The following is a 23,861-nucleotide window of genomic DNA, read 5'->3' as shown; positions in this document are numbered from 1 at the left end:
AAGAACTCGACACCGTCATCGGTACCGTTCAAGATAGCAACGTTGCTAATGGTAGTACCTGAACCTACAGCGTAAAGCGATAGTCCGTTGTACTGTGACTCGGAGTTGATCTGTGCACCAGCGTAGTTGATAATCAAGTAATCGATGCTACCGGAATTATCGGCATCGTTAGTTCCACCGTAGATGATACCACCTACTTCGGCTTCAGCATCCACACCTTCGGTAGTGGTTGCATCACCAGCGATTACCAAACCACCCCAATCTCCAGGTTGTTCATTGGATGAAGTCATTACAACAGGGTTGGCAGCTGTACCTTGAATATCGATCATACCACCTTTTTGTACAACGATATAAGTACTGGTTTCTTCACCAGACTCTACTTCGGCAGTAATGGTTGTACCAGCAGGAATGGTCAATGTTGCACCAGCTTCTACGCTAAGTGAACCTTGAAGTACATAAGTTTCAGAGGCATCAAGCTCTGTATCTTCATTGATAGAACCAGTAAGAACTGTAGTAGGCGTCGGACAAGCTGTACAAGAACCTCCACAATCTACACCGGTTTCGTCTCCATTTTGGATACCATCATCACAAGTAGCTTGTACTGGTGGTGGGGCAGGGTCGTTATCATCACTGCTACAGCTGGTAAAAACCAAAGCTGTTGCAGCTAAGAACAACATTGAAATTTTGAAAATTTTCGTTTTCATAAAGAAAGTGATTTAGATTAATTATTAGACTATTGTATTGATTCGTATTAAAAAGTGTATTTAAGTCCTAGATTGAATGTTCTACCTAGTGTATAAGATCGTACTACATCAGTAATGGTTTCCCTTCGTGGTGCCCCCGGGCCCAAACGTACATCCCTGTCATCAGAAAAGGCTTCCAATTCTGCCCTGCTCTCTGAAGTTAAGTAGTTAATGGTTTGTTCAATTTTTGGATTGAGCAAGTTTTGACCAGATAGCGATACTTGGAAGTTTTGACCGAATTGTTTGCTGATTTTTGAATTTAGAACCACAAATCCTTTTTCGAAAATGGCATCATTATACCTAGTGTCCCAATCCTCTTGTGCTCGGGCAAAGCCCATGGCGAAAATCTTATCTGAAGCATAGCTCGCGGAAGCGTTGACTATCCAATTGTTGGACGTTTCCAGGTTTAGGCTAGAGTTCATAATCCAATCAGAAGCACCCTGCAATGGAGCTTTCCTATTGGTACCATATCTAAAGGTTTCTATGATAGCGCCTTCTTCCGTGGTTCTTTCCAAAAGGTCTTGTTCGTGCCACATTCTACTGGCATTAAGAACTAAACTTAGGGTAGGCCCTAATGGGTTACCATCCTCGTCGTTCATCTCGGGCTTTAGGATATCTATCTTTGATTCCAATTCTATACCATAAATGGTCGCTGTTTCACCGGTATTTCTAAAAGTGAACAAAGCACCATCAGATCCGCGGGCCCTAACCTTGTTAATGGGGTCCTCGATATTTTTGTAAAAGAGCGATGCAGAAATCAACTGCCCTCTTGTCGGGAAGAACTCCCATTTAAGGTCAAAATTGTTGGAGAATGATGCCTCCAATGCATTTTCCCCTACCGTACCAAATACTTGTTGACCTGTAGGCGAAATGTAACGGAAGGGAGCAATCTCCTTGAACTCGGGAAGTGTAATACTTCGACTTGCTGCAAAACGCAGAGCATGTTCATCGTTCAATGAATATTTTATGTTCAAGCTTGGATATACGTTACTGTAATCTCTAGTAACAACCCCTACATCACCACCAGGAGCATTGGCAACGTCATAGTTGACCACGATTTCGTCTTGTTGGTACCTTAATCCAGTATTGAAGTTCCATTTTCCAAAACCGACATTAAATAGGGCAAACCCTGCCATGGATTCATATTCTCCGGTGTATTCGTCTTTAACTTCGCCGGCTTCATTGTTTTGGAAAGAAAGAATTTCCAAAATATTGTTGTTGAAGTTGGCGTCCGTGAATATTTGGTCTAGTTCATCCAAAGAATTTGAACTTGGTCTATTGTCATCTACGTTAGATACTCCGTAAAAGCTGGATTCAAAATCCCTCGTTTTCTTTCTGTAATTGAGTCCTAAATCAATGAAAAATTTCTTGTCTTCCTCATCAATGATTTTTAAACGGTCCTTAATGAGACCGTTATATTCTTCGTCATCGATGATTTGGGAAAGCTTTCGTGATTCGAAAGCACTGTTTTCATATAAGAATGCATTAATGGGGTCTGAAGTAAAGTTGATAATGTTACGAATCCTGTTTGGTTCGTCGGCGTTCAACCTATTGTAACTTACCGCCCAATCGAGCACATTCTTTTCACCAAATTTATGATTACCAATTAATTGGGTGACAAATAGTCGGGTTTGTTTGGTGTTTTGGTCACGTAAAAAATCAGAAAAATCCCCTAAGGTTTCCTCTTGGATGTTACCGAACCCGTTTCTACCACCCTCAGCTACAACATCGTTCAAGGTATTGACAAATAGGGTAACCGACTTGATGATGTTTTTTTCATCTTGATAGGTAAGGTCCAACATTGCATTGTTCACATGCTCAGTTTCCCATTGTTGGAAATCGGTAATAGAATCAGTTACAGTAACTTGGTCATAAATCAAAAACTCCCCAGGTGTATAATATCTGTGAGACTTTGAGTTTGATAGCGTGGCAAACACCTTAAACTTGTTATCGAAAAACGACTTTCCACCGCTAATATTGATACCCATATTGGCAGGGGTGTCCAAGGTGTTGGCATCCCAAGATTGATTGGTAATCTGTTCTCTGATATCTATATTGGTATCGTAAAAACCTAACGAGGTGTCTTCATAGTTGGCGGTTACCTGGTATCCTGGCCCGTCTGAGCCATCTCCAATGGCATTGGTATTGGCCCCAACCGAAACCCCAACTTCCAACTCGCTGGTTCCGGCCAACTCTCTGGATGCGATATTGATGTTACCAGAAGCTTGGTCTGCAGAAGTAGCTGCGGAGTAGGTTTTACTGATACTTACATTTTGAATGACCCGTGTTGGGAACAAACCAAGGTCGATGTTTTTTCTCTCTACATCATCCGATGGTATAGGAAGACCATTAAAGGTAGTTGTTAAATACCTGTCACCAAGACCACGAACAAATACGTCGCCAGAGGCTTCACTTTCTGTTACTCCGGAGATCTTGGTGGCAGCGGACTTTACATCGGAAATTCCTAAATTTCCCAATTCCACAGCTCCAATACTTTCCTTTATCTCAATGGCTCTCTTTTGGTCTAATAGAAGTGCTACTTCCGAATCCTTTCGAGATACAGTGGTAACTACAACTTCATCCAGCACCATTCCCTGTCCCGCACTCATGGGGACATCAACACTTGTTACCTTACCGGCTTCAACAGTTACATTTGGTACCTCTACGGTTTCATAACCCAAAAAGCTATAAACCACGGTATATGTACCAGGTGCAACTCCGGATATCTCATAAAGTCCATCAAAATCCGATGTTGTACCAATAGTTGTACCTTTTATAAGTACGTTGGCAAAAGGAAGAGGTTCATTGTTGTACTCTTGATCGGTCAGTTTACCTACGATACTGCCCGTAGATTGCTGGGCACTGACCAGTGAGGTTGCCAATAAGGCAAAAGTCAATAAAAAATATTTCATTATCAGGCATATATTTGGCGCAAAGAACGCCAGAGGTTGTAAAAGCCGTGTTAGTTGTATGTTAAGAGTTTATTTCAGTTCTGTTACAATAATGTTACTAGATTAAATGAACGTTAAGCGTTTATCCCGTAAGTGTATTATCTTTACATTTGGGCGATTAACACAGAAACCACATCCCATGAAAAACAAGGACATTAAGATTCTACTGGTAGACGATGAGCCTGATATTCTGGAAATTATAGGCTATAACTTGTCTGCAGAGGGCTATGAAGTTATTACTGCAAAAAATGGTGCTGATGGCTTGGCCAAGGCTAAGAGAAAATCCCCACACTTGATTATTATGGATGTGATGATGCCCGAAATGGATGGAATCGAAGCCTGTGAACAAATTCGTAACACGCCTGGGCTGGAGGATACCATCATTGCCTTTTTGACCGCCCGTGGCGAAGATTACTCCCAGGTTGCCGGTTTTGATGCAGGTGCCGACGACTATATCACCAAACCCATTAAGCCCAAAGTGCTGGTAAGTAAGGTAAAGGCCTTATTGCGCAGGTTGAAGGATGATAAAAAGGAAGTAGAGGATATTGTTAAGGTGGGAGAAATCGTTATCAACCGTGAAGAGTATAAGATTGTGAACAACGGAGAGGAAATGGTACTGCCCCGCAAGGAATTTGAGTTGTTGTCCCTACTGACCTCCAAGCCCAACAAGGTTTTTAAGCGCGAGGTAATTCTCGATAAAGTTTGGGGCAACGAAGTGGTCGTTGGTGGCCGTACCATCGATGTCCATATCCGAAAATTGCGCGAAAAAATTGGGGATGACCACTTTAAAACCGTAAAGGGCGTTGGGTATAAGTTTGTGCTCTAATGGCCATAAAACTAAAGAAATCATATAAGTTTGCCCTAAGGTCTTCACTGGCCATTACTATTTTACTTACCGCTGTTTTCCTTGGCTTCCAATGGGACGCTGGAAACTTTGATTGGATACACCTCCTTCTTTTTGTCCTCCTGTGCTTTGTAATCTGTTTTGGAATCATTCAAATACGGGTGGAACGATTCATTTATCGCCGAATCAAAAAAATTTATGACGATGTTTCCCTTTTGGAGTCCACCTCCTTTTCCTCCAAGCCAGTGACCACCGATATGAGAACCCTGGTGCAAGAAATCGAAAAATTTGCCGAAGGGAAGAAAATCGAGATCGACACCCTAAAAATCCGCGAAGAATACCGAAAAGACTTTTTGGGAAATGTCTCCCATGAGCTCAAAACGCCACTATTTACCGTACAAGGTTACATCCTTACGCTGTTGGATGGAGCCATGAAGGATAAAAAACTGCGCAAAAAATACCTGCAAAGAGCCAGTAAGGGAGTAGAGCGTTTAATTTACATTGTAAAAGACCTCGATTTGATTACCAAGTTGGAGGCAGGCGAGCTAAAATTGGAGCGAGAGGATTTTGACATCATCGAGCTCATTCAAAATACCTTTGATCTTTTAGAGATGAAAGCCGCCCGAAAGGAAATATCCCTAACCTTTGATATGGAGTATCCCAACCCCATTTACGTAAACGGTGACCGGGACAAAATACAACAGGTAATCAGTAACTTGCTGGTCAACTCCATTAAATACGGACTGCCCAAAGGCACCACGGAGGTAAGTGTGGAAAATCTCATCAAAAACAAGGTAATCGTAAGGGTTACCGATAACGGTGGAGGAATTCCAAAACAACACATACCACGCCTATTTGAGCGCTTTTATCGCGTAGACCAAAGCGGTAGCCGGGCCGAAGGGGGCTCTGGACTTGGACTCTCCATTGTAAAACACATTGTTGAGGCCCACGGTGAAAAAATCTATGTTGAAAGTGAAGTGGACGTAGGTTCCGAGTTTTCCTTTACCCTCGAAAAGGCCACAGCTCCGGTTCCACAAAAAACCGAGAACAAGGCCGAATAGTCCGTTTGCGATTCAAATTGCGTTAACCCCTTAAAGTCGACAATTCTTGATAAATCATTTAAACAGAAGTCCTCTTGACTGCTAAAAGGGACTAGTCCCTGCTTCTGCATCCGTTTGGCCAAATATTCCTGTTCGTATTGTCCGGGAGTTGGGATAAAAAACGCTTTCTTTTCCAATTTAGCCAGATCCATTACCGTAGTGTAGCCCGATCGGCATAGGACCTGCTTACTTTGGTTCAGGGCCTCTTCCAATTCGGCAGACTTCATAAAATTGTAATGGATGATGTTTCCGTTGGAAGTCCATATCTCCTCCCTGACTTGTTCATCTTCAATTTTCCCCTTTACAAAAAGAATGTTGCCCTCAAAACCGCGTAGTTCTGACAACAGTTTTTCTTCGAGAAAAGTCCGCTGAGGTTCAGGACCTGATAACAAAACCATCAGGTCGTAGATGAGGGGAAGTTCCTTTTTTTCAAAACGGCTCAAAGGACCCAAGTAGGCAATGTTTAATTTGGACTTTTTCAGATGGCCCAACTTACCGGTCAAATTGGGTTTATCCTGCACATCGGGAACCCAGCAAGCATCAAACTTTTTGATAATTTTTTGATGGGCCTTTGAGCTCATCCAAGTCGTATTGCCCGAAAGCACATTGAGCTGATGCGTAATGAAGACACAAGGCACTTTTTTATAATAGGCTCCTAATCGGTTGTCGGAAATAATGCCGTTCAAGCCGTGTTCCTTTACTAAACGTTTTACTTCCTTCTTTTCTTTGGCCATGGCTTTGAGTACCTTGGGGGAATCCCATATCATCTTGATTTTGAAGTTTTTCCCCTTCTCCGCATAAGAAATGTTGTAGGAGGACAACTCAAAGGCGGGCAGCTCTGGAAATTCTTTTTTCAACAGAGTTAGGGCCACCCCATCCGATGCAATAAAAGGTTGATGGCCATGGGCCAATAATTCATGGATGATGGGTATGCACCTGGTGGCATGTCCCAGTCCCCAATTTAATGGGGCGACCAGAATACGTTTGGAACTTTGCATGATCACAAAAAAACAAAATGCGAATTGCTTTTAGATTTCCTTAGTTTTGCCAAATCATTAATTTTTTGCTCAATTCAATACCAAAAAGTGGGAAGTAAGAACAAACTCAAGAGGTTCAAGGAAAACGAAACGTTCGCCAATGTAGTGCAGCCCAGCCGGGAAGAGGTTATGGCCGGATTCAAATACAAAGGCAAGTGGTCTTCCTTTTTTGGCAATGATAACCCTATCGTTTTGGAATTGGGTTGTGGCAAAGGGGAATACACGGTGGGTCTTGCGCAAATAAACCCAGACAAAAACCATATTGGTATTGATATTAAAGGGGCCCGTTTTTGGCGAGGTGCCAAAACCGCTTTGGAAAAGGAGTTGAACAATGTGGCCTTTCTGCGTTCTCAGATAGAATTGGTGGACCATCTTTTTGGAGAGGGAGAAGTCAGCGAAATTTGGATAACCTTCCCCGACCCACAGATCAAGTACAAACGAACCAAACACCGTATGACGAATCCCGTGTTTCTGGAACGGTACAAGAAAATATTGAAACCAGGTGGACTTATCAATCTTAAGACTGATAGTGAATACATGCATGGCTATACCTTGGGACTTTTACAGGGCTTGGGTCACGAAATTCTGTATGCCAATCACGACGTTTACAAAAACGAGGGAGCGCCATCTGAAGTTCTGGAGATTCAAACTTTCTATGAAAATCAGTATCTTGAAAAAGGAAAACCAATAACCTACATCCAATTTAGGATCAACTAACCAATGACCCACGTACTCATTCTCTTTTTTGCCACATTTTCTGCTGCCTTTATGGCAACGGTGCCGCCGGGTCTGCTCAACATGAACGCCGCTAAGGTGAGCGTGGAAAAAGGGAAATTGAACGGGGTCATATTCAGTTTGGGCGTCTCGAGCACCATAATGGTGCAGGCCTATATTGCGGTCTATATTTCAAAATTTTTATATCGAAATCCAGAGGTGGTCGATGTGCTTTTCAAGATCGCTGTGGCTGTTTTTGCGTTTTTTGCCATTTACTTTTTTGTAGTGGCCAAAAGGAACAAAGCCAAAGCGCAGGCCATCAAGGAAGTCAATTTGAGCAAAAAAAACAGTTTCTTTAAAGGGGTGTTGTTGGCAGCCCTCAATTTGTTGACCATTCCGTATTACAGTGGCTTGAATGCCATGTGGAACGAGGCCGGATGGATCAAGTTCGAGGCCAAGGACATTACTACCTTTGTTGTAGCAGCGGGCACTGGCACTTTCTCGGTGCTTTACCTCTATACCTTTTATTTTGATAAATTGGAGACCAAGAACAGTCGCTTTTCGAGGAACTCCAACTACATTTTGAGTGCATTGATGTTGCTCTTGCTCATTATTACCCTGATTAGAATTATGTACCGTTGACCCTATGGAGGAGACAAACTTCTTTGATAAAGTCTACGAAGTAGCCAAACAGATTCCTTATGGCAGGGTCACTTCTTACGGGGCAATAGCCAAATATCTAGGAGCTGCCCGAAGCGCACGTATGGTTGGCTGGGCCATGAACAATTCCTTGGCAAAGGACGTTCCCGCCCATCGTGTCGTGAATCGAGTGGGTGTGCTCACGGGAAAGCACCATTTTGACGGCACCAACCTTATGCAACAGCTCCTCGAAAACGAAGGAATCCCAATAAAGGACAATCAAATTATCGATTTTCAAAAATACTTCTGGGATCCTGCCCAAGAACTTTGATCAATATCCCGGAGGATGCAACTCATCAAAGGAGGTGTTGTCCTGAAATGCTTTTGCCAATAACAGAATACTTGCCTCATCATACAAGTTGCCAACGAATGTCATACTCGTAGGATGGTTTTCATCGTCCAAGCCCGTAGGGACGGCAATAACAGGATGTCCGGTTAGGTTGGTGGCCAAAAGTTGGTCGTTGCCAAAAGTGGGCGAGATCAACACATCGTAATCCTTCATTATATCCTGCATTTTTTGGATAAGCACCTGTCGCTGACGATTGGCCTGAATGTATTCCACAGCAGGAATAAACCGGCTTTGCCTCAGAGAGTTTGCACGGGAACGTTGGTCTTGCTCCACCATAATATCTACCTCTCCCGAACGGACCAGTTCATCAAAAAAGGCACCTGCTTCCGCTCTTAAAATAATATCGAAACCACGATAGGGCACTGCTTCGGGCATTTCCACGGGCGTTGGATGAATGCCCAATGCTTCAAGGGATTTTAAGGCATTTCTCAGATTATCACCAGATACTGTGGTGTCCTTTTCAATATCCTTTTGGAGATAGGCGACGCGTAGGTTTTTGATATCCTTGCTCCAATCCACCCCAAAAGGAAGGTCAACCGTGGTGAGGTCATTTTCATCCTTTCCCTGAATGGCCTCAAACACAATGGCACAGTCCTCTGCATTTCGGCCCAAGGGCCCAACCTTGTCCATGGACCAACTCAGGCTCATTACTCCATGGCGACTTACCCTGCCGTAGGTAGGCCGAAGACCCGTAACACCATTTCGGGTACTGGGAGAAGTAATCGAACCTAGGGTCTCTGTCCCCAAGGCAAATGGAACAAGTCCTGCCGAGGTGGCCGAACCCGATCCTGCTGAGGAACCGCTGGCTCCTTGCGTGGTGTCCCAAGGATTTTTCGTTTTTCCATCAAACCATACATCGCCGCGGGCCAAGGCGCCCGATACCAATTTCGCCACCAAAACGGCCCCGGCATCTTCCAGCTTTTGTATCACCGTGGCTGTTTCACTGATCATTTGGTCTTTGTATGGAGTCGCGCCCCAGGTAGTGGGATAACCGGGTACGGCCATCAAATCTTTCGTCCCGTAGGGAATGCCGTGCAAGATGCCGCGATAGTTCCCATTTTGGATTTCCTCGTCCGCCCGCTTCGCTTGTTCCAAGGCCAAACTATCCGTAATAGTGATGGTACATTGGAGGGCTGGCTGGTATTTTTTCAATCGGCCCAAGAAGAACTTGGTGAGTTCCGTTGAGGTTATTTTTTGATGTTTAATGAGGGAAGCCAGCTGCGGGATCGTATAAAATGCCAATAGGTCGTAAGGCTCAGGTACTTCCACATAGTTGGGTATATTCCATTGGGTTCCTTCCTGTTGCTCTGGCATTTGGAAGCCAAAGGGAGTTGGGTCAAAACGGATAGCAGGAAAAACACCATAATCTAAGGGATATTTGCGAAGGGAATCGAACCCACTTTTATTTCGTTGCAAATAGGGATAAAGGGTATCGATTTGTTTGTTGGCGAAATGTAAGCCAATAAGTTTTTCCGACTTTTTCACGTCCCGCTTGCTAAAGGCATTTTTGTTGGTGGAGCAGGAAATCCAAGTCAAGGAAATCAAAAGAAGGAGGATGAGGGGGAATTTGGTTTTTGTTGGCATGTTGGTCGATAATTTGAAATAGCAGCTTCTAAACTACATTTTTTCAAAAAAAGGAACATCATATAAAGGCTCTTTTATGTTTGATATCCCATTTAAAGGGAAGCACATGATATCCCTTTTCAATTTTTTTGAAAATCGGAGGGACAACTTCTTAATCTAATACCAACATCGTATCTTTGTAGTTTAGAACCAGTTCAAACAATTGGTTTAAAAAATTGCAAATCATGAAGTTGAAAAAAGCAGATATACTCAAGGCGTTGGAAAAAATATCCGCACCGGGCGAAGGCCAAAATTTAGTAGAAAGCGGTTCGGTGACCAATGTGCAGGTATTTGGCGATGAGGTGGAAGTGGATGTCACCATAAAAAACCCAAGTCTACAGGCAAAAAAGAAGACCGAGGTGGAGATTTTGAAAATTATCCACAGGGAGGTGTATGAAAAAGCCAAAATAAAGGTCAACCTTAAGGTGGATGCCCCCGCCAAACCCAAAGTAAACCAAATCAAGGGAAAACCAATTCCTGGGATACAGAATATTATTGCCGTGGCATCAGGTAAAGGAGGTGTAGGGAAATCTACGGTTACGGCCAACTTGGCGGTGACCTTGGCCAAAATGGGCTTTAAAGTAGGTCTTTTGGATACAGATATTTACGGGCCGTCCATGCCTATTATGTTCGATGTGGCTGCAGAGAAACCCTTATCCATCAATGTGGATGGAAAGGCCAAAATGAAACCAATCGAAAATTATGGGGTGAAGTTGCTTTCCATTGGATTCTTTACCCAACCCAACCAAGCGGTGATTTGGAGGGGTCCTATGGCCGCAAAGGCATTGAACCAAATGATTTTTGATGCCCATTGGGGTGAATTGGATTTTCTTTTGTTGGATTTACCTCCGGGAACAGGTGATATCCATTTGAGCATTATGCAATCCTTGCCGGTAACAGGCGCGGTCGTGGTAAGTACACCACAAGAAATCGCATTGGCGGATGCCCGAAAAGGGGTGGCCATGTTCCAGCAAGAAGCCATCAATGTGCCGGTATTGGGAATCGTGGAGAATATGGCGTATTTTACACCTGCGGAATTACCCGACAACAAATATCATATCTTTGGTAAAAATGGGGCAAAGAACCTTTCGGAAGACTTAAACGTTCCATTTTTGGGGGAAATACCACTGGTGCAGAGCATTCGAGAAGCTGGCGACGTAGGAAGACCTGCTGCGCTGCAGACGGCCACTCCCACAGAAGAAGCTTTTGAGGAACTGACGAAAAATGTGGTACAGGAATTGGTGCGAAGAAATACTGACCTTCCTCCAACCGAGGCAATAAAGATTACAACAATGGCTGGTTGTTCCGCTGTTAAAAAGAAGTGAGCATGACAACAATGACATCAGAAGAAACAAGAAGCAATGTAGAGAAGGCGTTGGAGGAAATCCGACCTTTCTTGCAGAGCGATGGTGGAGACATCACATTGATTTCCATCGAGGACAATACCGTAAAGGTTCGATTGGAGGGGAATTGCATTGGCTGCAGCGTTAACCAAATGACGTTGAAAAGCGGTGTAGAAATGACCATTAAAAAGTATGCCCCTCAAATCGAAGAAGTCATCAATATTTCCTAACTGATTAAAATCATAAATCTTTTTTGGGGCAAGCAGTAAGTTGCATGCCAAAACCTCTTGTATATGATCAAAACAGATATTCTGATAATTGGAGCGGGACCTACGGGTCTCTTTGCTGTTTTTGAAGCGGGCCTGTTACAGTTAAAATGCCATTTGATAGATGCCTTGCCTCAAGCCGGTGGGCAATGCTCTGAAATATATCCCAAAAAGCCCATTTACGATATCCCCGGATTTCCCGAAGTATTGGCAGGAGACTTGGTGGACAATTTGATGGAACAGATCAAACCCTTTCAGCCTGGTTTCACCCTGGGCGAGCGTGCAGAAACCATCGAAAAATTGGATGATGGCACTTTCATCGTTACTACCAACAAAGGTACCAAGCACCATGCCCCAATAGTTGCCATCGCAGGTGGCCTGGGCAGTTTTGAGCCCAGAAAGCCCTTGTTGGAGAACTTGGAAAAATATGAGGATAACGGCGTTGCCTACATGATCAAGGAGCCAGAAGTTTATAGAGGTAAAAAAGTGCTGATTGCAGGAGGGGGAGACTCCGCCTTGGATTGGTCCATCTTTTTGGCCGATGTCGCCGAAGAAGTCACCTTGGTACACCGAAGGAACGAGTTCCGTGGGGCACTGGATTCCGTAGAGAAGGTACAGCACCTCAAAAATGAAGGCAAAATCAATTTGATTACACCGGCTGAGGTGGTTGCCCTAAAAGGCGAGCATAGCTTGGAGAAAGTTACCGTTCAAAATACCAATACCTCAGAAGAAACCGATATAGCAGTCGACTATTTCATCCCTCTTTTTGGATTGTCCCCAAAACTAGGACCCATAGCCAATTGGGGACTGGAGATTGAAAAAAATGCCATCAAGGTGGACAATACCTATGACTACCAGACCAATGTTCCTGGGATTTATGCCATTGGCGACGTGAATACCTATCCAGGTAAGTTGAAATTGATCTTGTGTGGGTTCCACGAAGCGACCTTGATGTGCCAAAGCGCCTATCAAAAAATACATCCAGATAAAAAATACGTAATGAAGTATACCACCGTGGGAGGCGTTACTGGATTTGATGGAAGCAAGAAGGAGGCCCCAAAAGCCGTGGTGAAAGCAATCGACTAAAAGTAAATACATTTTTAAATAGATAGGGGGACTTATGCAAGGGTTCTCGACGAGGTATGAGCGATATCAAATTAAGAATAATTGACCGGGAAGGTGTTGCACACGAAGTGGACGCCCCAACCGACATGAACATGAACCTTATGGAAGTGGTTCGGTCGTATGAACTGGCTCCAGAAGGAACCATCGGTATTTGTGGCGGTATGGCCATGTGTGCTTCTTGTCAATGCTATGTGAAGTCTGACCATCAATTACCAGAAAAGTCGGATGATGAGGAGGCCATGTTGGCCGAAGCCTTTTTTGTAAAGGACAACAGTCGTCTGGGTTGTCAAATCCACATTACCGAGGATTTGGACGGTCTGGAGGTGGAACTTGCCCCTGAAGAGGCCTAAATCCTCGCTTGGTACGTAAAGAGGTTGTAATACCTTCCCTCGGAAGCAATCAATGTTTCGTGGGTTCCTTGTTCCAAGATATGACCGTTTTCAATCACCAAAATTTGGTCTGCTTTGCGGATAGTGCTCAGTCGGTGAGCAATCACAAAAGTGGTTCTACCTTTGGTAAGTTGGCCCAAACTCTTTTGGATCAAAGCTTCGGATTCCGTATCCAGACTTGAAGTAGCCTCGTCCAAGACCAATATTTTTGGGTCGGCCAAAATGGCCCTTGCAATGGCAATCCGTTGCCGCTGACCTCCAGAAAGCTTAACGCCCCGTTCGCCGATGAGGGTGTCCAATCCTTTATCAAATCGGTCTGTGAATTCGTCCACATAAGCCGCTTTCACCGCTTCAAGCAATTTTTCTTCACTGGCGTCAGGTCGCGGGAACAGTATGTTTTCCCGAATAGTGCCTTCAAACAAAAAATCATCCTGTAACACAACCCCTAAGTGTTGGCGAAAACTGTTCAGGTTTACTTTGGACAAATCATGTCCATCAATGGTGATGGTCCCCGAATCGGGATTGAGAAAACTTGCCGCCAAGCCAGCAATGGTGGATTTACCAGAGCCGGAACTGCCTACCAAGGCAATCACTTGACCAGGGGCTACGTCAAAACTGATGCCGTGCAGCACCTCTTTATCCGCTTCATAGGAAAAGCGCACATCGGAAAAAGACATCCGACCTACCACTTGGTCCAACAGAATGGTACGGTTTTCGTCATCGGACTCCTCTTCGAGATTCATGAGTTCTTCAGTGCGGTCCAGGCCCGCCAATGCTTCTGTGAGTTGACTTCCCACACTGCTCATCTGAACAATAGGGGCAATCATCAAACCCAATAAGACCGTAAATTCCACAAATTCACCTATGGTAAGCGTATCCTGTATAATTTTATAGCCGCCAAAACCCATCACACTGGTCGTGGCCACGCCCAATAAAAAAGTCGATGAACTTGTCATAAAAGCGGTAGTGGTCAAGCTCTTTTTTACGTTTTCATACAGACGTTCCACCCCCGCCTCAAACACTTCCTCTTCCTGCTTTTCCGCATTGAACCCTTTTATGACACGGATACCGCCCAAGGTTTCCGTCAATCTGCCTTTGACTTCCGCGTTGATTTTCCCCCGGTTCCTAAAAATAGGACGGATGATTTTAAAAGCTTTTAGTGCGATGATGGCAAAAATGGTCAACGGGATGAAGGTGAACAAGGTCATGAAAACGCTGATGTCCATAAGCAGGATAAGGGAAACCACGGCCGTAATGATGCCTCCGACCAGTTGTACCAAACCCGTACCGATGAGGTTGCGCACGCCTTCCACATCCGACATGATTCGAGATACGAGTGCTCCGGATTTTGCATTGTCAAAGAACCGGACGGGCAATGCCAGCACCTTTTTTTGCACTTGAGCGCGAAGCTCGGAAATGAGGTATTGTGCCTGAACACTCAAAATTTTGGTCAACAAAAAAGAAGTGACCGCTTGTACAAAAATGGCGAGCATCACACCGGCCACCAGATACTTGAGCATGTCCACATCCTTGTTCACGATAACATCATCAATGAGGTGTTTGGAAGCGATTGGAGCGACAAAACTGGCTGCCTTGCTTATGGCGATGAGCAAAAGACCGAGAAGCACCAATTTGCGTTTGGGCCAAATAATGGTTTTGAATGCGGTAAGAATACTTACTTTTTTGTTGGACATAGCAGATTTTCGAAAGAAGGTGCAAGTTACGGCAAATTGAGAGGGTTGCCGAATCTGATATTTTTTAATCGGTTAAAAGCTTACAAATGTTATATTTAAGCATCTAAATTAGACTGCTAACCATGCCCAAATCACTACGTTTCATTCTACTTTTTCTGATAAGCTCCTTGTCTTACGCACAAGAGGCATACCCTACATTAACTGAGATTGTAACCGACAATGCGCAAATTTTTACTCCGTCCGAGTTGGAAGGGCTTCGCACAAAACTCTACCAATTTGAATCGGAAACCAGCAACCAATTGGTGATTTTGACCATAGATGCATTGGGTAACGAAACCATTGAGGGGTATGCGTTTGAGGTGTTCAACCAAAACAAATTGGGCCAAGAGGGCAAGGACAATGGCATTTTGATACTCTTCTCCAAACTGGACCGAGAAGTTCGGATTGAGGTGGGTTATGGATTGGAATCCTACATCACTGATGCGGTTGCCTCACGAATCATCCGAAATACCATGATACCCAAGTTCAAGGAGGATGATTATTTTGGAGGATTGGATATGGCTACCGATCAAATCATTGATTTTTTAACGCATCCCGAAGCTCTTCAAGAATTTAAGGACAAAATCGCTGAGGAGGAGAAGATTCCGTGGTGGTTGTTAGGTTTGATAGGGCTGTTCTTGATGATGTTCATTGCGGCTGGTGCATTTGTTTTTTATAAGGGCTACTCCACTCTCATTGAAATTTTGCGAGGCATATTCACGGGGAAGTTGGCCGTGGTTCGGGGTGTTTTTATGGGTGTTTTCATGATGTTTCCCATGGTGTTTGGACTTGTCTTTATGGGGATGCCCATATTTTTTATGGCGATGATATTGGGATTTGAAGAGGCACTTCTCGAAAATGGATTGAGTGTTGGGGCAGTGGTGCTTGTGGGACTACTTGCTTTTGGTCTTTTGACCATTGTATTGGTAATTTTAAAAATCAAGAGAAAGGGCGATGAAGGATTTAAACTTTCGCTGTTGAAATCGGATAAAACTTATATCAAGAAAACTTTTTCATCTTCAGGGACACATTCCTTTGGTTCCAGTTCCGGGGGAAGAAGCTCATCACGCAGTTTTTCCGGTGGTGGGGGCAGTTCAGGAGGAGGCGGAGCCAGTGGAAGTTGGTAATTGTTACTGATTTTCCATATTTTCAGGGACTAAAACTTAATTGGTTGTTATGGGCAATACTTTTATGATTTTCATTTTAGGCTTTCTGGCCGGAATGATAGTTCTTTTTACCATTTTTAAAAAGAAAAAATGAACACAGTCATATTGAATTGAAGATTAATAGCTTACTAAATGTACTTATGAGAACTATACTATTCGGCACCATTCTAATTTTTCTATCCTGTTCACAACCTCCTCAAACCGAAATGGAACAATGGGAAGCCCAAGCTGAGAACATAACCATTATTCGGGATGATTTTGGTGTTCCCCACATTTATGGAAAAACAGATGCCGATGCGGTTTTTGGCTTGTTGTATGCCCAATGCGAAGACGATTTTAACCGTGTGGAACAGAATTATATTTGGGCCACGGGCCGATTGGCCGAAGTGGAAGGCGAGGATGCACTGTATAGCGACCTTCGGGCAAAAATGTTCATGACCGAAGAAGAAGCCAAGGCCAATTATGAAAATAGCCCCGAGTGGCTAAAGGAGTTATGCGATGCCTTTGCCGATGGCATCAATTATTATCTCCACACCCACCCTGAGGTGAAACCGAGACTCCTGACCCGTTTCGAGCCTTGGATGCCGATGTATTTTAGCGAAGGATCTATTGGAGGGGATATTGAACGGATTTCCACGCGAAAAATCAAAAGTTTTTACGAAAGCGGAATGGAACTCCCAAAATTGGAGGCCCTGCAACTCAAAAAGGAAGCTGAAATGGCAGAACCCCAAGGTTCTAACGGAATCGCTATTTCTGGCGATTTGACAAAATCTGGGAACGCCATGCTGTTAATCAATCCACATACCTCATTCTATTTTAGGGGCGAAGTGCATGTGGTGAGCGAAGAGGGCTTGAACGCCTACGGAGCCGTAACATGGGGGCAGTTTTTTGTGTATCAGGGGTTCAACGAGAAAACTGGATGGATGCATACCTCTACCTATACCGATGTGATGGATGAATTCAAGGAGACCATAGTGAAGAACGATGGTAAGCTATTCTACCAATACGGCGAAGAATTAAGGCCTGTGGATTCCACGACCGTCACTTTAAAGTATAAAGATGGGGAAGCGATGAAAGAAAAAACATTCCCCATGTATCGAACCCATCACGGTCCTATCACCCATCAAGTGGATGACCAATGGACCGCTTCGGCAATGATGTGGGAACCGGTCAAGGCGTTGGAACAGTCCTATATCCGAACCAAGCAGGACGGTTATGAAGGATTTCGTAACATGATGGACATTCGAACCAATTCTTCCAACAATACCGTATATGCGGATGCCGAAGGCAATATTGCTTATTTCCATGGGAATTTTGTGCCCAAGCGCGATACCAGTTTTGATTATTCTGAACCCGTGGATGGTAGCAACCCTCAAACGGATTGGCAAGGTCTGCATACGGTAGATGAAAATATTTTGGTATTGAATCCCGAAAATGGATGGATACAGAACTGTAATTCCACGCCATACACTTCTGCTTTGGAGTTCAGCCCAAAACGCGAGGACTATCCCAGCTATATGTCTCAGGACCAAGAAAATTTTAGGGGTATCCATGCCATTCAGCTATTAACGGGACGAAGCGGGTATACTTTGGACAGCTTGATTGCCTTGGCCCACGACCCGTATTTGCCCGCGTTTGAAGCCTTGATTCCGGGCTTGGTCACGGCTTATGACAAAAACCCAGACCCAGCATTGAAAGAAGCCATTGAGATATTACGTGCTTGGGATTATACCACATCAAAAGAATCCATAGCCATGACCTTGGCACACTACTATGGAACCCTTTGTTATTCAAAAGCAGAGCGACCGGAAGGTATGTATTCCATGGAATGGGTGCAATATTGGGGAGGCGCATGGGACAATGATAAAAAACTTGCTTTCCTCAAAGAGACCTTGGATATTTTGGAATCCGATTTTGGAACTTGGAAAATGCCTTGGGGCGAGGTCAATCGCTATCAACGGTTAAATGGCGACATACGCCAACCTTTTGATGATGCCAAGACCAGTATTCCCATTGGTTTTGCCAGTGGTCGTTGGGGGGCATTGGCGGCCTATGGTGCCCGATATGACAACAATACCAAAAAAATCTACGGTACTCGGGGCAATAGCTTTGTAGCGGCTGTAGAGTTTGGTGATAAAGTAAAGGCGAAGACCATGTTGGCCGGTGGACAAAGTGGCGACCCAAGTTCCCCACATTTTAATGATCAGGCACAGCGCTACGCGGATATGGAATTCAAGGATGCGGCCTACTACAGGGAAGATGTGCTCAAACGTGCCAAGGAAACCTATTCACCGGGCAAAAGATAAGGTGAGCGTTTAATTGTTCTTTTCAATACCAGTATCCTCTTCTTTAACGATGATGAGACTGGCCTTTGAACCTGTGGAGAGGTTCCAGCGGTTGTTGTGAATAACGACACCCTTGTCGTCAGTAACCACTACCTGTGCCGTATTCGGTCCAGAGGAGCCTTGGTTCAGGGCCTCAAACTCTACACGGTTAAAACCCTCCACCAAATCCAAGTTGAGTCCCTTGAAAGAACCATCAAGCAGCAGATTGTATTCTACGACCTCACCGTTGACATAGATTTTTATGCGATCTCCGTCCACGTACTCATGGTCGCGTGCCACAATACCCACAAACTTGGCCTTAGTGGTGAAATCCCCCAAATATTGGTCTCCAAAGTATTCGTTGGACCCTTTTTCCTTTTTTTCTTTGATCTTTGGGTCGATGACCATGTCGTGACCTGCCTGAACCAGTTGCCTGTCTGGCAACATTTGAACTCCGGGCTTCTCATTTTTGGAGGTAAGGCTCTCGTCCAGCACGGAAGGCATCCTTAACAAAGTACCTTGATTACTGGTTTTGACATCGAGCTTATTGTTATCGCCAATTTTTAAGGGTCGTGTAGTGGGAATATCGCCCTGCGCGCACACGGGCAAGGTGAACAAAAGAATCCCAAGTAAAGCAAGTACACTCTTTTTCATGGCAACTAAGACAATGGTCTAACAATAAAATTAGCAAATACCTTGCCACCAACAGTATAAATTGACGTTAAATCGTTAAGCGGTACTCTTTTTTCACATCCTTTTTCTTTTTAAGTCCAAAAAGTGGGTGCAGTATGGGTATCCTAAGGATAATCAAATCGTAAATGAGCCAACTCAGTCCAAAGGTACCTACGATAAGAATTAATGCCTTGGGTAGAAGTCCCCAATCCAGGTCCATCAAAAAATAGGCAATGCCAACAGTAATGGTCTGGTGCAAGATATAGAAAGGGTATACAGCCCTGTTGGCATAGGCAATACCTGTACTCGGCTTGTTCAGATATTGTGCCGCGTAGGCAAATAGCACTAAGATCCACGACCAGATATTCAGCACTTTCAATAGGGCTTCGGTATAGTGGATTACATAATTATCCTCAAAGAAAATCCAGATGACAGCTTGACCTGCGAAACATAGTATGCCCAAGAAAAGTGCTTTTTTCTTTATCCTGCCCAAGGTTTTCCAAAAGACATCTCCCGTAGCCACCAGAACATAACCGTAAAAAAACAGGATAATGCTGAAAGTAAAGTTAAACCAGTCATCCACTAAGGCATGGGTTATCGGAAAAAGGGGTTCTACCAATGATTCCACAAGGTAGAGAGGGATAATAAATAGGTAAATGCCCCATGGTTTTTGGATAATCTGTTTGACCCACTCCACAAAAAGTGTATTGTGGTTTCTCAAATAGACAAAGAGTGGAGTCAACAGCCACGAAAACACCAAAAGGTAAGGCAAAAACCAAAGGTGGTGCCAGCTTAGATTACCTTCTGGATATACGCCATCAAAAGCAACCGTTGAAAAGTATGCCCAATAGGAACCTGTAAACGAACCTTCGACCAAACGCTCAAAATACACTTGAGGGGGCACAATCAAAATCATACCCGCAACCAAAGGGATACCCAATCGTAAAAATCGCTCCCACATGAATTTTCGCCTGCCTCTTTTGCCCAAGGCATAATAGGTGCCCATACCCGATATGACAAAAAGGATAGGTAGTCGCCATTGGTTCAAAAACAGCATGGGCCATTGCAGCCAATCGTAAATAATGTTGTTTTTTACATGCCAGCCCCATGGCACAAAAAACATCCCTACGTGATAAAAAATAAGCAGGCCGAATACAATTACCCGAAGCCAATCCAAATCGTAACGTCTTATGCTAGAATTCATTTTTAAAATTTTTTCCAAAGGTGTAAAGGGCTGGCCAAACAGCATATTTTTTGGATGTGGTAAATGTCCTGAATTACAATTATGGAGGAATTAGCCCTTATTTTGCTTCATATAAGCTGATGGGGATTGACCTGTATGTTTTTTAAAGGCATTGTAAAAAGCAGATTTGGATTTGAACCCGACCGATTCGCCAATGGCCTCAACCGTGAGTTGTTTGAACTCAGGTTCCAGCAGCCTGCTTTGCGCTAACGCGATTCGTTTTTGATTAATGTAATCGTTGAAGTTGGTGCCCGTTTCTGAGTTGACCAATCTCGAGATGGCATTGCCATTGGTGCCCAATTGCTCGGATACTTTTTTCAGACTGATATCTTGCTGTGCATAATACAAGGAATCGTCCATAAAGTTTTCAAGGGTCCTGAATTGAACGGAAGTGCCCGACAGCGTCTCATATTTGTCCGCAATCCAAGATTTTTCAAAGAAGCGGGACTCGGAAAGGACAAAGTAAGAAGTGATAAAAATGGTAATCGTTTGAATAATTCCGATAATATGGTCACCTCCATCATCATCAAAATTGAGGAAAATAACAAATATGGTCAACAGAATCACTAGAAAAAAAATAACCGTATTTCTTGAAAATAGATACTTGTCCACTTTGATGTTCTTTGGGGTCGTCCATCCCTGTTTTCTGGACTTCATCAATAGCGAAAAGGATAAAATCAAATAAAATGCAAAGCTGAACAGCACCAACCACCGAAATTGGTCTTTAATGTAATGGTACGAATAATCGAAGGTGCCAGGAACTTCCAAAAAGCCCAAATCCTGATGGTAGGCACCCAAGTAGGCGTTTATTTTTACTTCTATCGGGCTGGTGTAAAAATTGATTTGGGAAATGGCATAAAGGAATGGAAGCATAAAATGGGGCCAATGTTTCTTTAGGCTGATAGGTTTGCGTTGCAATAGGGCAAACAAGAAGAAGTATAATGTTGGAGCAATCAAGAGCACCAAAAACTCGGTTGAATCGTTCAAGTGCATCGTGTATTTCATCAAACCGGTATAGCAGAGATAGATATCCAAAAATACGAGGCATTGCACCAATAGGGACCAACCGAAGAAAATGATGGCCGAATCGCGTTTTGCCCTTAAAAAGATGACCAAGGCCAAGAAAAAACCCTGTACTACGCCCAAGAGGATGATGTGCGATGCAAGGTCATACTGAATGGGGACTTGGTCTAATATGGTCGTTACATCATTCATTTATGGCGCATAAGTTGTATCTTGAAAGCAAGTAGAATCGAAAATTACCATTCTTTTTTAAATCGACCTGACACGAAAATGAAAAAACGACACTTCTTACAATATATGGGCAGTGCAGCCATGGCCGCACCACTTTTTCCGTTTACTTTGAATGGTACAACAACCATATCAAAACCTTATCCGGATAAGGATAGTGATGCGTTTTGGAAACGCATCAGGGAAGATTACCGTTTAAAACCGGATTATATCAACTTGGAAAGTGGGTACTACAATATTATTCCAACTCCTATTCTCAATAAGTTCAGCGAGCACGCGCAACACGTAAATTATGAAGGATCTTATTATATGCGTACCGTGCAATGGGAGAACAAGGACAAGGCAGCGGCCAGGGTAGCCCAACTTGTCAATTGTTCGGAAAAGGAATTGGTAATCACTCGGAATACTACGGAGTCCTTGGATATGATCATTGGGGGCTTTCCTTGGGAAAAGGGTGACGAAGCTGTTTTTGCAGTCCAGGATTATGGGGCCATGCAGATACATTTTCATCAAATGGAAGATCGCTATGGTATTGTTTGCAAAAAAGTCTCCGTACCCAATCACCCCGAATCCGATGAGGAAATTGTATCCCTTTACGAATCACAGATAACTCCAAAGACCAAGTTATTGATGATCTGCCATATGATAAATGTGACCGGGCAGATATTGCCCGTCCGAAAGATTTGTGATATGGCCCACTCCCACGGGGTAGAGGTGATGGTGGACGGCGCCCATTGCGTTGGACACATAAAGGTGGATTTGGCCGAATTGGACTGCGATTACTATGGGTCCAGTTTGCATAAATGGCTTTGCTCACCACTTGGAGCTGGTATGCTGTATGTTGCGGAGAAAAACATTCCGAAGATATGGCCCTTGTTTGCGGAACACGAAGAGGATGACACCAAGATTCGTAGGCTCAACCATACAGGTACCCATCCCGTGCATACGGATTTGACGATCAATGATGCTGTGGACTACTTGGACATGATTGGATTGGAGCGTAAGGAAAACCGAATGCGCTACCTGCAACGATATTGGAGCGACCAACTCCGGGATGTGGAGAATGTGGTCATCAATACTCCAGTGGAGCCGCACCGCAGTTGTGGTATTGCCAATGTGGGACTTACCAACATGAAGCCTTCGGAAATGGCAAAGACCCTACTGGAGGAGTTCAACATCTGGACCGTTGCCATCGATTTTGAAAATGTCCATGGCTGTAGGATCACGCCCAATGTATTCACCACCACCGATGAGCTCGACCATTTTGTGGGTGCCATCAAAACTATGGCAAAGCGAACTTAGTAATTGATATAATCCCTTAGTTTTTCTGGACCTTCCAATAAAACCCGTACAATTTGAAGCGTACCGTCTGGCTTGGTATCAATGTGCCATTTAATAAGGGATAGTTGCCCGTTTTCCAACTCAATCCCAGTGATGCTTCGCGGGTGTACACAGCTTCCGTCATTGAAAAAGGGGATTTGTCCAGGCTCCGGAAATCGTGGCCTGTGGGTATGTCCAGCCATGGTGATCAACAATCCGTTTTTTAGAATCCAACGTTTGATGCGCTTTTCTATTCGGATGAGCTCCTTGTAATTTTTAGCAGGGCTTGTGGGGTCTGCAATGCCCACTACCTGAAGCGGTTTCCATAATACCCGCACCAAAAATCGACCTATGCGCCAGCAAACGTAGTTCCACCAATCCGCTTGATGTCCATGAACGCAAAAAATCTCTTGTCCTGTTTCGGAATGCTTCAAAACAACGGCTTCGTGATAGGTAATGCCTTCGAAAAGTTCTTTATCCGACCCGTCAATGGGTTCAAAATAATGCGATAGATTTTCGTCCACATAGGCGGGGTCACGATACACCATATCGTGATTGCCCCAAAGCATGTGCAACCGGTTTTCCAAATGAAACCTTCTCAACAATTGATAGACATTTTTATGTGCCTCAAAAATGGAATCAAAACTGATATTTTCCCAAAGCTCGTCCCCATCCCCAAGTTCGATGTAGCTGAAACCTTCCCGATAATAGTGGTTCAGGGCGTGAAAGTAAATATTCCGATTATTGGCAAAATCGTCGGCAAAGCTGTTGTCCCCACGATGACAATCACTAAAAAAAATGAATTTGGAGCCCTCATCAAAGGGAATGACCTTGGCATTTTTGTAGGCGTTGTCTAATCGGGTCGAAGAGGACATGAAAATGGCACTAAAATCCTTGAAAAAGGACGTTTTGTCCATAAAGATATTCATAAAACCATATGCGCCTTTACTTTTTGTAAATTTGTGGTAG

At 43.9% G+C, this 23,861-nt stretch carries 20 protein-coding genes and 1 pseudogene; 12 read left to right on the top strand and 9 right to left on the bottom strand.

All coding sequences use genetic code 11. From position 1 onward, the window contains the following. Together EO130_RS01060 and EO130_RS01055 are read right to left on the bottom strand one after the other, a co-directional pair. Positions 1–704, bottom strand: a pseudogene (locus EO130_RS01060) (hypothetical protein); the annotation flags it as partial. Between the two features lie 47 nt (positions 705–751). Continuing rightward, a complete protein-coding gene (locus EO130_RS01055) occupies positions 752–3,655 on the bottom strand; it encodes a TonB-dependent receptor (RefSeq protein ID WP_127139685.1) in 2,904 nt (967 codons plus the stop codon). Between the two features lie 178 nt (positions 3,656–3,833). Here EO130_RS01055 and EO130_RS01050 point away from each other — a divergent pair, with 178 nt between their 5' ends. Beyond that, on the top strand, positions 3,834–4,520 hold the full coding sequence (locus EO130_RS01050; RefSeq protein ID WP_127139684.1) for a response regulator transcription factor: 687 nt from the start codon (positions 3,834–3,836) through the stop codon (positions 4,518–4,520). After that, positions 4,520–5,599, top strand: coding sequence for a sensor histidine kinase (locus tag EO130_RS01045; protein WP_127139683.1), 1,080 nt, complete (start codon positions 4,520–4,522; stop codon positions 5,597–5,599). Before EO130_RS01050 ends, EO130_RS01045 begins: the two co-directional genes overlap by 1 nt. Here EO130_RS01045 and EO130_RS01040 read toward each other — a convergent pair. After that, the gene (locus tag EO130_RS01040; RefSeq protein WP_127139682.1) at positions 5,500–6,636 is read right to left on the bottom strand and encodes a glycosyltransferase; all 1,137 of its coding nucleotides are present in this window, start codon (positions 6,634–6,636) and stop codon (positions 5,500–5,502) included. The genes EO130_RS01045 and EO130_RS01040 overlap by 100 nt on opposite strands. 87 nt (positions 6,637–6,723) lie before the next feature. Here EO130_RS01040 and trmB point away from each other — a divergent pair, with 87 nt between their 5' ends. The 3 genes from trmB to EO130_RS01025 are packed head-to-tail and all read left to right on the top strand — an operon-like array spanning position 6,724 to position 8,359. After that, positions 6,724–7,392, top strand: a complete 669-nt coding sequence (gene trmB / locus EO130_RS01035) for a tRNA (guanosine(46)-N7)-methyltransferase TrmB (protein WP_127139681.1) — start codon at positions 6,724–6,726, stop codon at positions 7,390–7,392. A gap of 3 nt (positions 7,393–7,395) precedes the next feature. Then, positions 7,396–8,031: a LysE family transporter gene (locus EO130_RS01030; protein ID WP_127139680.1), complete on the top strand. Its 636-nt coding sequence runs from the start codon at positions 7,396–7,398 to the stop codon at positions 8,029–8,031. A 4-nt stretch (positions 8,032–8,035) separates the two neighbouring features. Then, entirely contained in the window at positions 8,036–8,359 is a 324-nt protein-coding gene (locus EO130_RS01025) for an MGMT family protein (protein ID WP_127139679.1), read from the top strand. On the opposite strand, the gene EO130_RS01020 is transcribed toward EO130_RS01025, so the two are convergent. After that, on the bottom strand, positions 8,360–10,021 hold the full coding sequence (locus EO130_RS01020; RefSeq protein WP_127139678.1) for an amidase: 1,662 nt from the start codon (positions 10,019–10,021) through the stop codon (positions 8,360–8,362). A 224-nt stretch (positions 10,022–10,245) separates the two neighbouring features. On the opposite strand from EO130_RS01020, the gene EO130_RS01015 reads away from it, so the two are divergent. The 4 genes from EO130_RS01015 to EO130_RS01000 all read left to right on the top strand — a co-directional run bounded on the left by EO130_RS01015 (position 10,246) and on the right by EO130_RS01000 (position 13,144). Next, positions 10,246–11,385, top strand: coding sequence for an Mrp/NBP35 family ATP-binding protein (locus EO130_RS01015; RefSeq protein WP_127139677.1), 1,140 nt, complete (start codon positions 10,246–10,248; stop codon positions 11,383–11,385). Between the two features lie 11 nt (positions 11,386–11,396). Beyond that, a complete protein-coding gene (locus tag EO130_RS01010; protein ID WP_108246045.1) occupies positions 11,397–11,633 on the top strand; it encodes a NifU family protein in 237 nt (78 codons plus the stop codon). Positions 11,634–11,696: 63 nt separating this feature from the next. After that, positions 11,697–12,755, top strand: a complete 1,059-nt coding sequence (locus EO130_RS01005; RefSeq protein WP_127139676.1) for an NAD(P)/FAD-dependent oxidoreductase — start codon at positions 11,697–11,699, stop codon at positions 12,753–12,755. Positions 12,756–12,811: 56 nt separating this feature from the next. After that, on the top strand, positions 12,812–13,144 hold the full coding sequence (locus EO130_RS01000; protein WP_127139675.1) for a 2Fe-2S iron-sulfur cluster-binding family protein: 333 nt from the start codon (positions 12,812–12,814) through the stop codon (positions 13,142–13,144). On the opposite strand, the gene EO130_RS00995 is transcribed toward EO130_RS01000, so the two are convergent. After that, a complete protein-coding gene (locus tag EO130_RS00995) occupies positions 13,141–14,877 on the bottom strand; it encodes an ABC transporter ATP-binding protein (protein WP_127139674.1) in 1,737 nt (578 codons plus the stop codon). The genes EO130_RS01000 and EO130_RS00995 overlap by 4 nt on opposite strands. A gap of 122 nt (positions 14,878–14,999) precedes the next feature. Here EO130_RS00995 and EO130_RS00990 point away from each other — a divergent pair, with 122 nt between their 5' ends. Beyond that, positions 15,000–16,043, top strand: coding sequence for a TPM domain-containing protein (locus tag EO130_RS00990; protein ID WP_127139673.1), 1,044 nt, complete (start codon positions 15,000–15,002; stop codon positions 16,041–16,043). 245 nt (positions 16,044–16,288) lie between these two features. Continuing rightward, a complete protein-coding gene (locus EO130_RS00985) occupies positions 16,289–18,388 on the top strand; it encodes an acylase (RefSeq protein ID WP_417935492.1) in 2,100 nt (699 codons plus the stop codon). A 9-nt stretch (positions 18,389–18,397) separates the two neighbouring features. On the opposite strand, the gene EO130_RS00980 is transcribed toward EO130_RS00985, so the two are convergent. From EO130_RS00980 to EO130_RS00970, 3 genes are all read right to left on the bottom strand, one after another. Then, positions 18,398–19,060: a hypothetical protein gene (locus EO130_RS00980; RefSeq protein WP_127139671.1), complete on the bottom strand. Its 663-nt coding sequence runs from the start codon at positions 19,058–19,060 to the stop codon at positions 18,398–18,400. A gap of 67 nt (positions 19,061–19,127) precedes the next feature. Then, a complete protein-coding gene (locus tag EO130_RS00975; RefSeq protein WP_206513099.1) occupies positions 19,128–20,282 on the bottom strand; it encodes an acyltransferase family protein in 1,155 nt (384 codons plus the stop codon). A gap of 90 nt (positions 20,283–20,372) precedes the next feature. After that, positions 20,373–21,536 carry a helix-turn-helix domain-containing protein gene (locus EO130_RS00970; protein ID WP_127139670.1) on the bottom strand — a complete coding sequence of 388 codons (1,164 nt, stop codon included), beginning with the start codon at positions 21,534–21,536 and terminating at the stop codon, positions 20,373–20,375. 78 nt (positions 21,537–21,614) lie between these two features. Here EO130_RS00970 and EO130_RS00965 point away from each other — a divergent pair, with 78 nt between their 5' ends. Continuing rightward, positions 21,615–22,874, top strand: coding sequence for an aminotransferase class V-fold PLP-dependent enzyme (locus EO130_RS00965; protein ID WP_127139669.1), 1,260 nt, complete (start codon positions 21,615–21,617; stop codon positions 22,872–22,874). On the opposite strand, the gene EO130_RS00960 is transcribed toward EO130_RS00965, so the two are convergent. Beyond that, positions 22,871–23,767, bottom strand: coding sequence for a metallophosphoesterase (locus EO130_RS00960; protein ID WP_127139693.1), 897 nt, complete (start codon positions 23,765–23,767; stop codon positions 22,871–22,873). The two genes, EO130_RS00965 and EO130_RS00960, sit on opposite strands and share 4 nt — an antisense overlap. Positions 23,768–23,861 lie beyond the last annotated feature (94 nt).

Source organism: Flagellimonas marinaquae (assembly GCF_003992675.1).
GTDB lineage: Bacteria > Bacteroidota > Bacteroidia > Flavobacteriales > Flavobacteriaceae > Flagellimonas > Flagellimonas marinaquae.
This window is presented reverse-complemented; position numbering and strand designations above follow the sequence as displayed.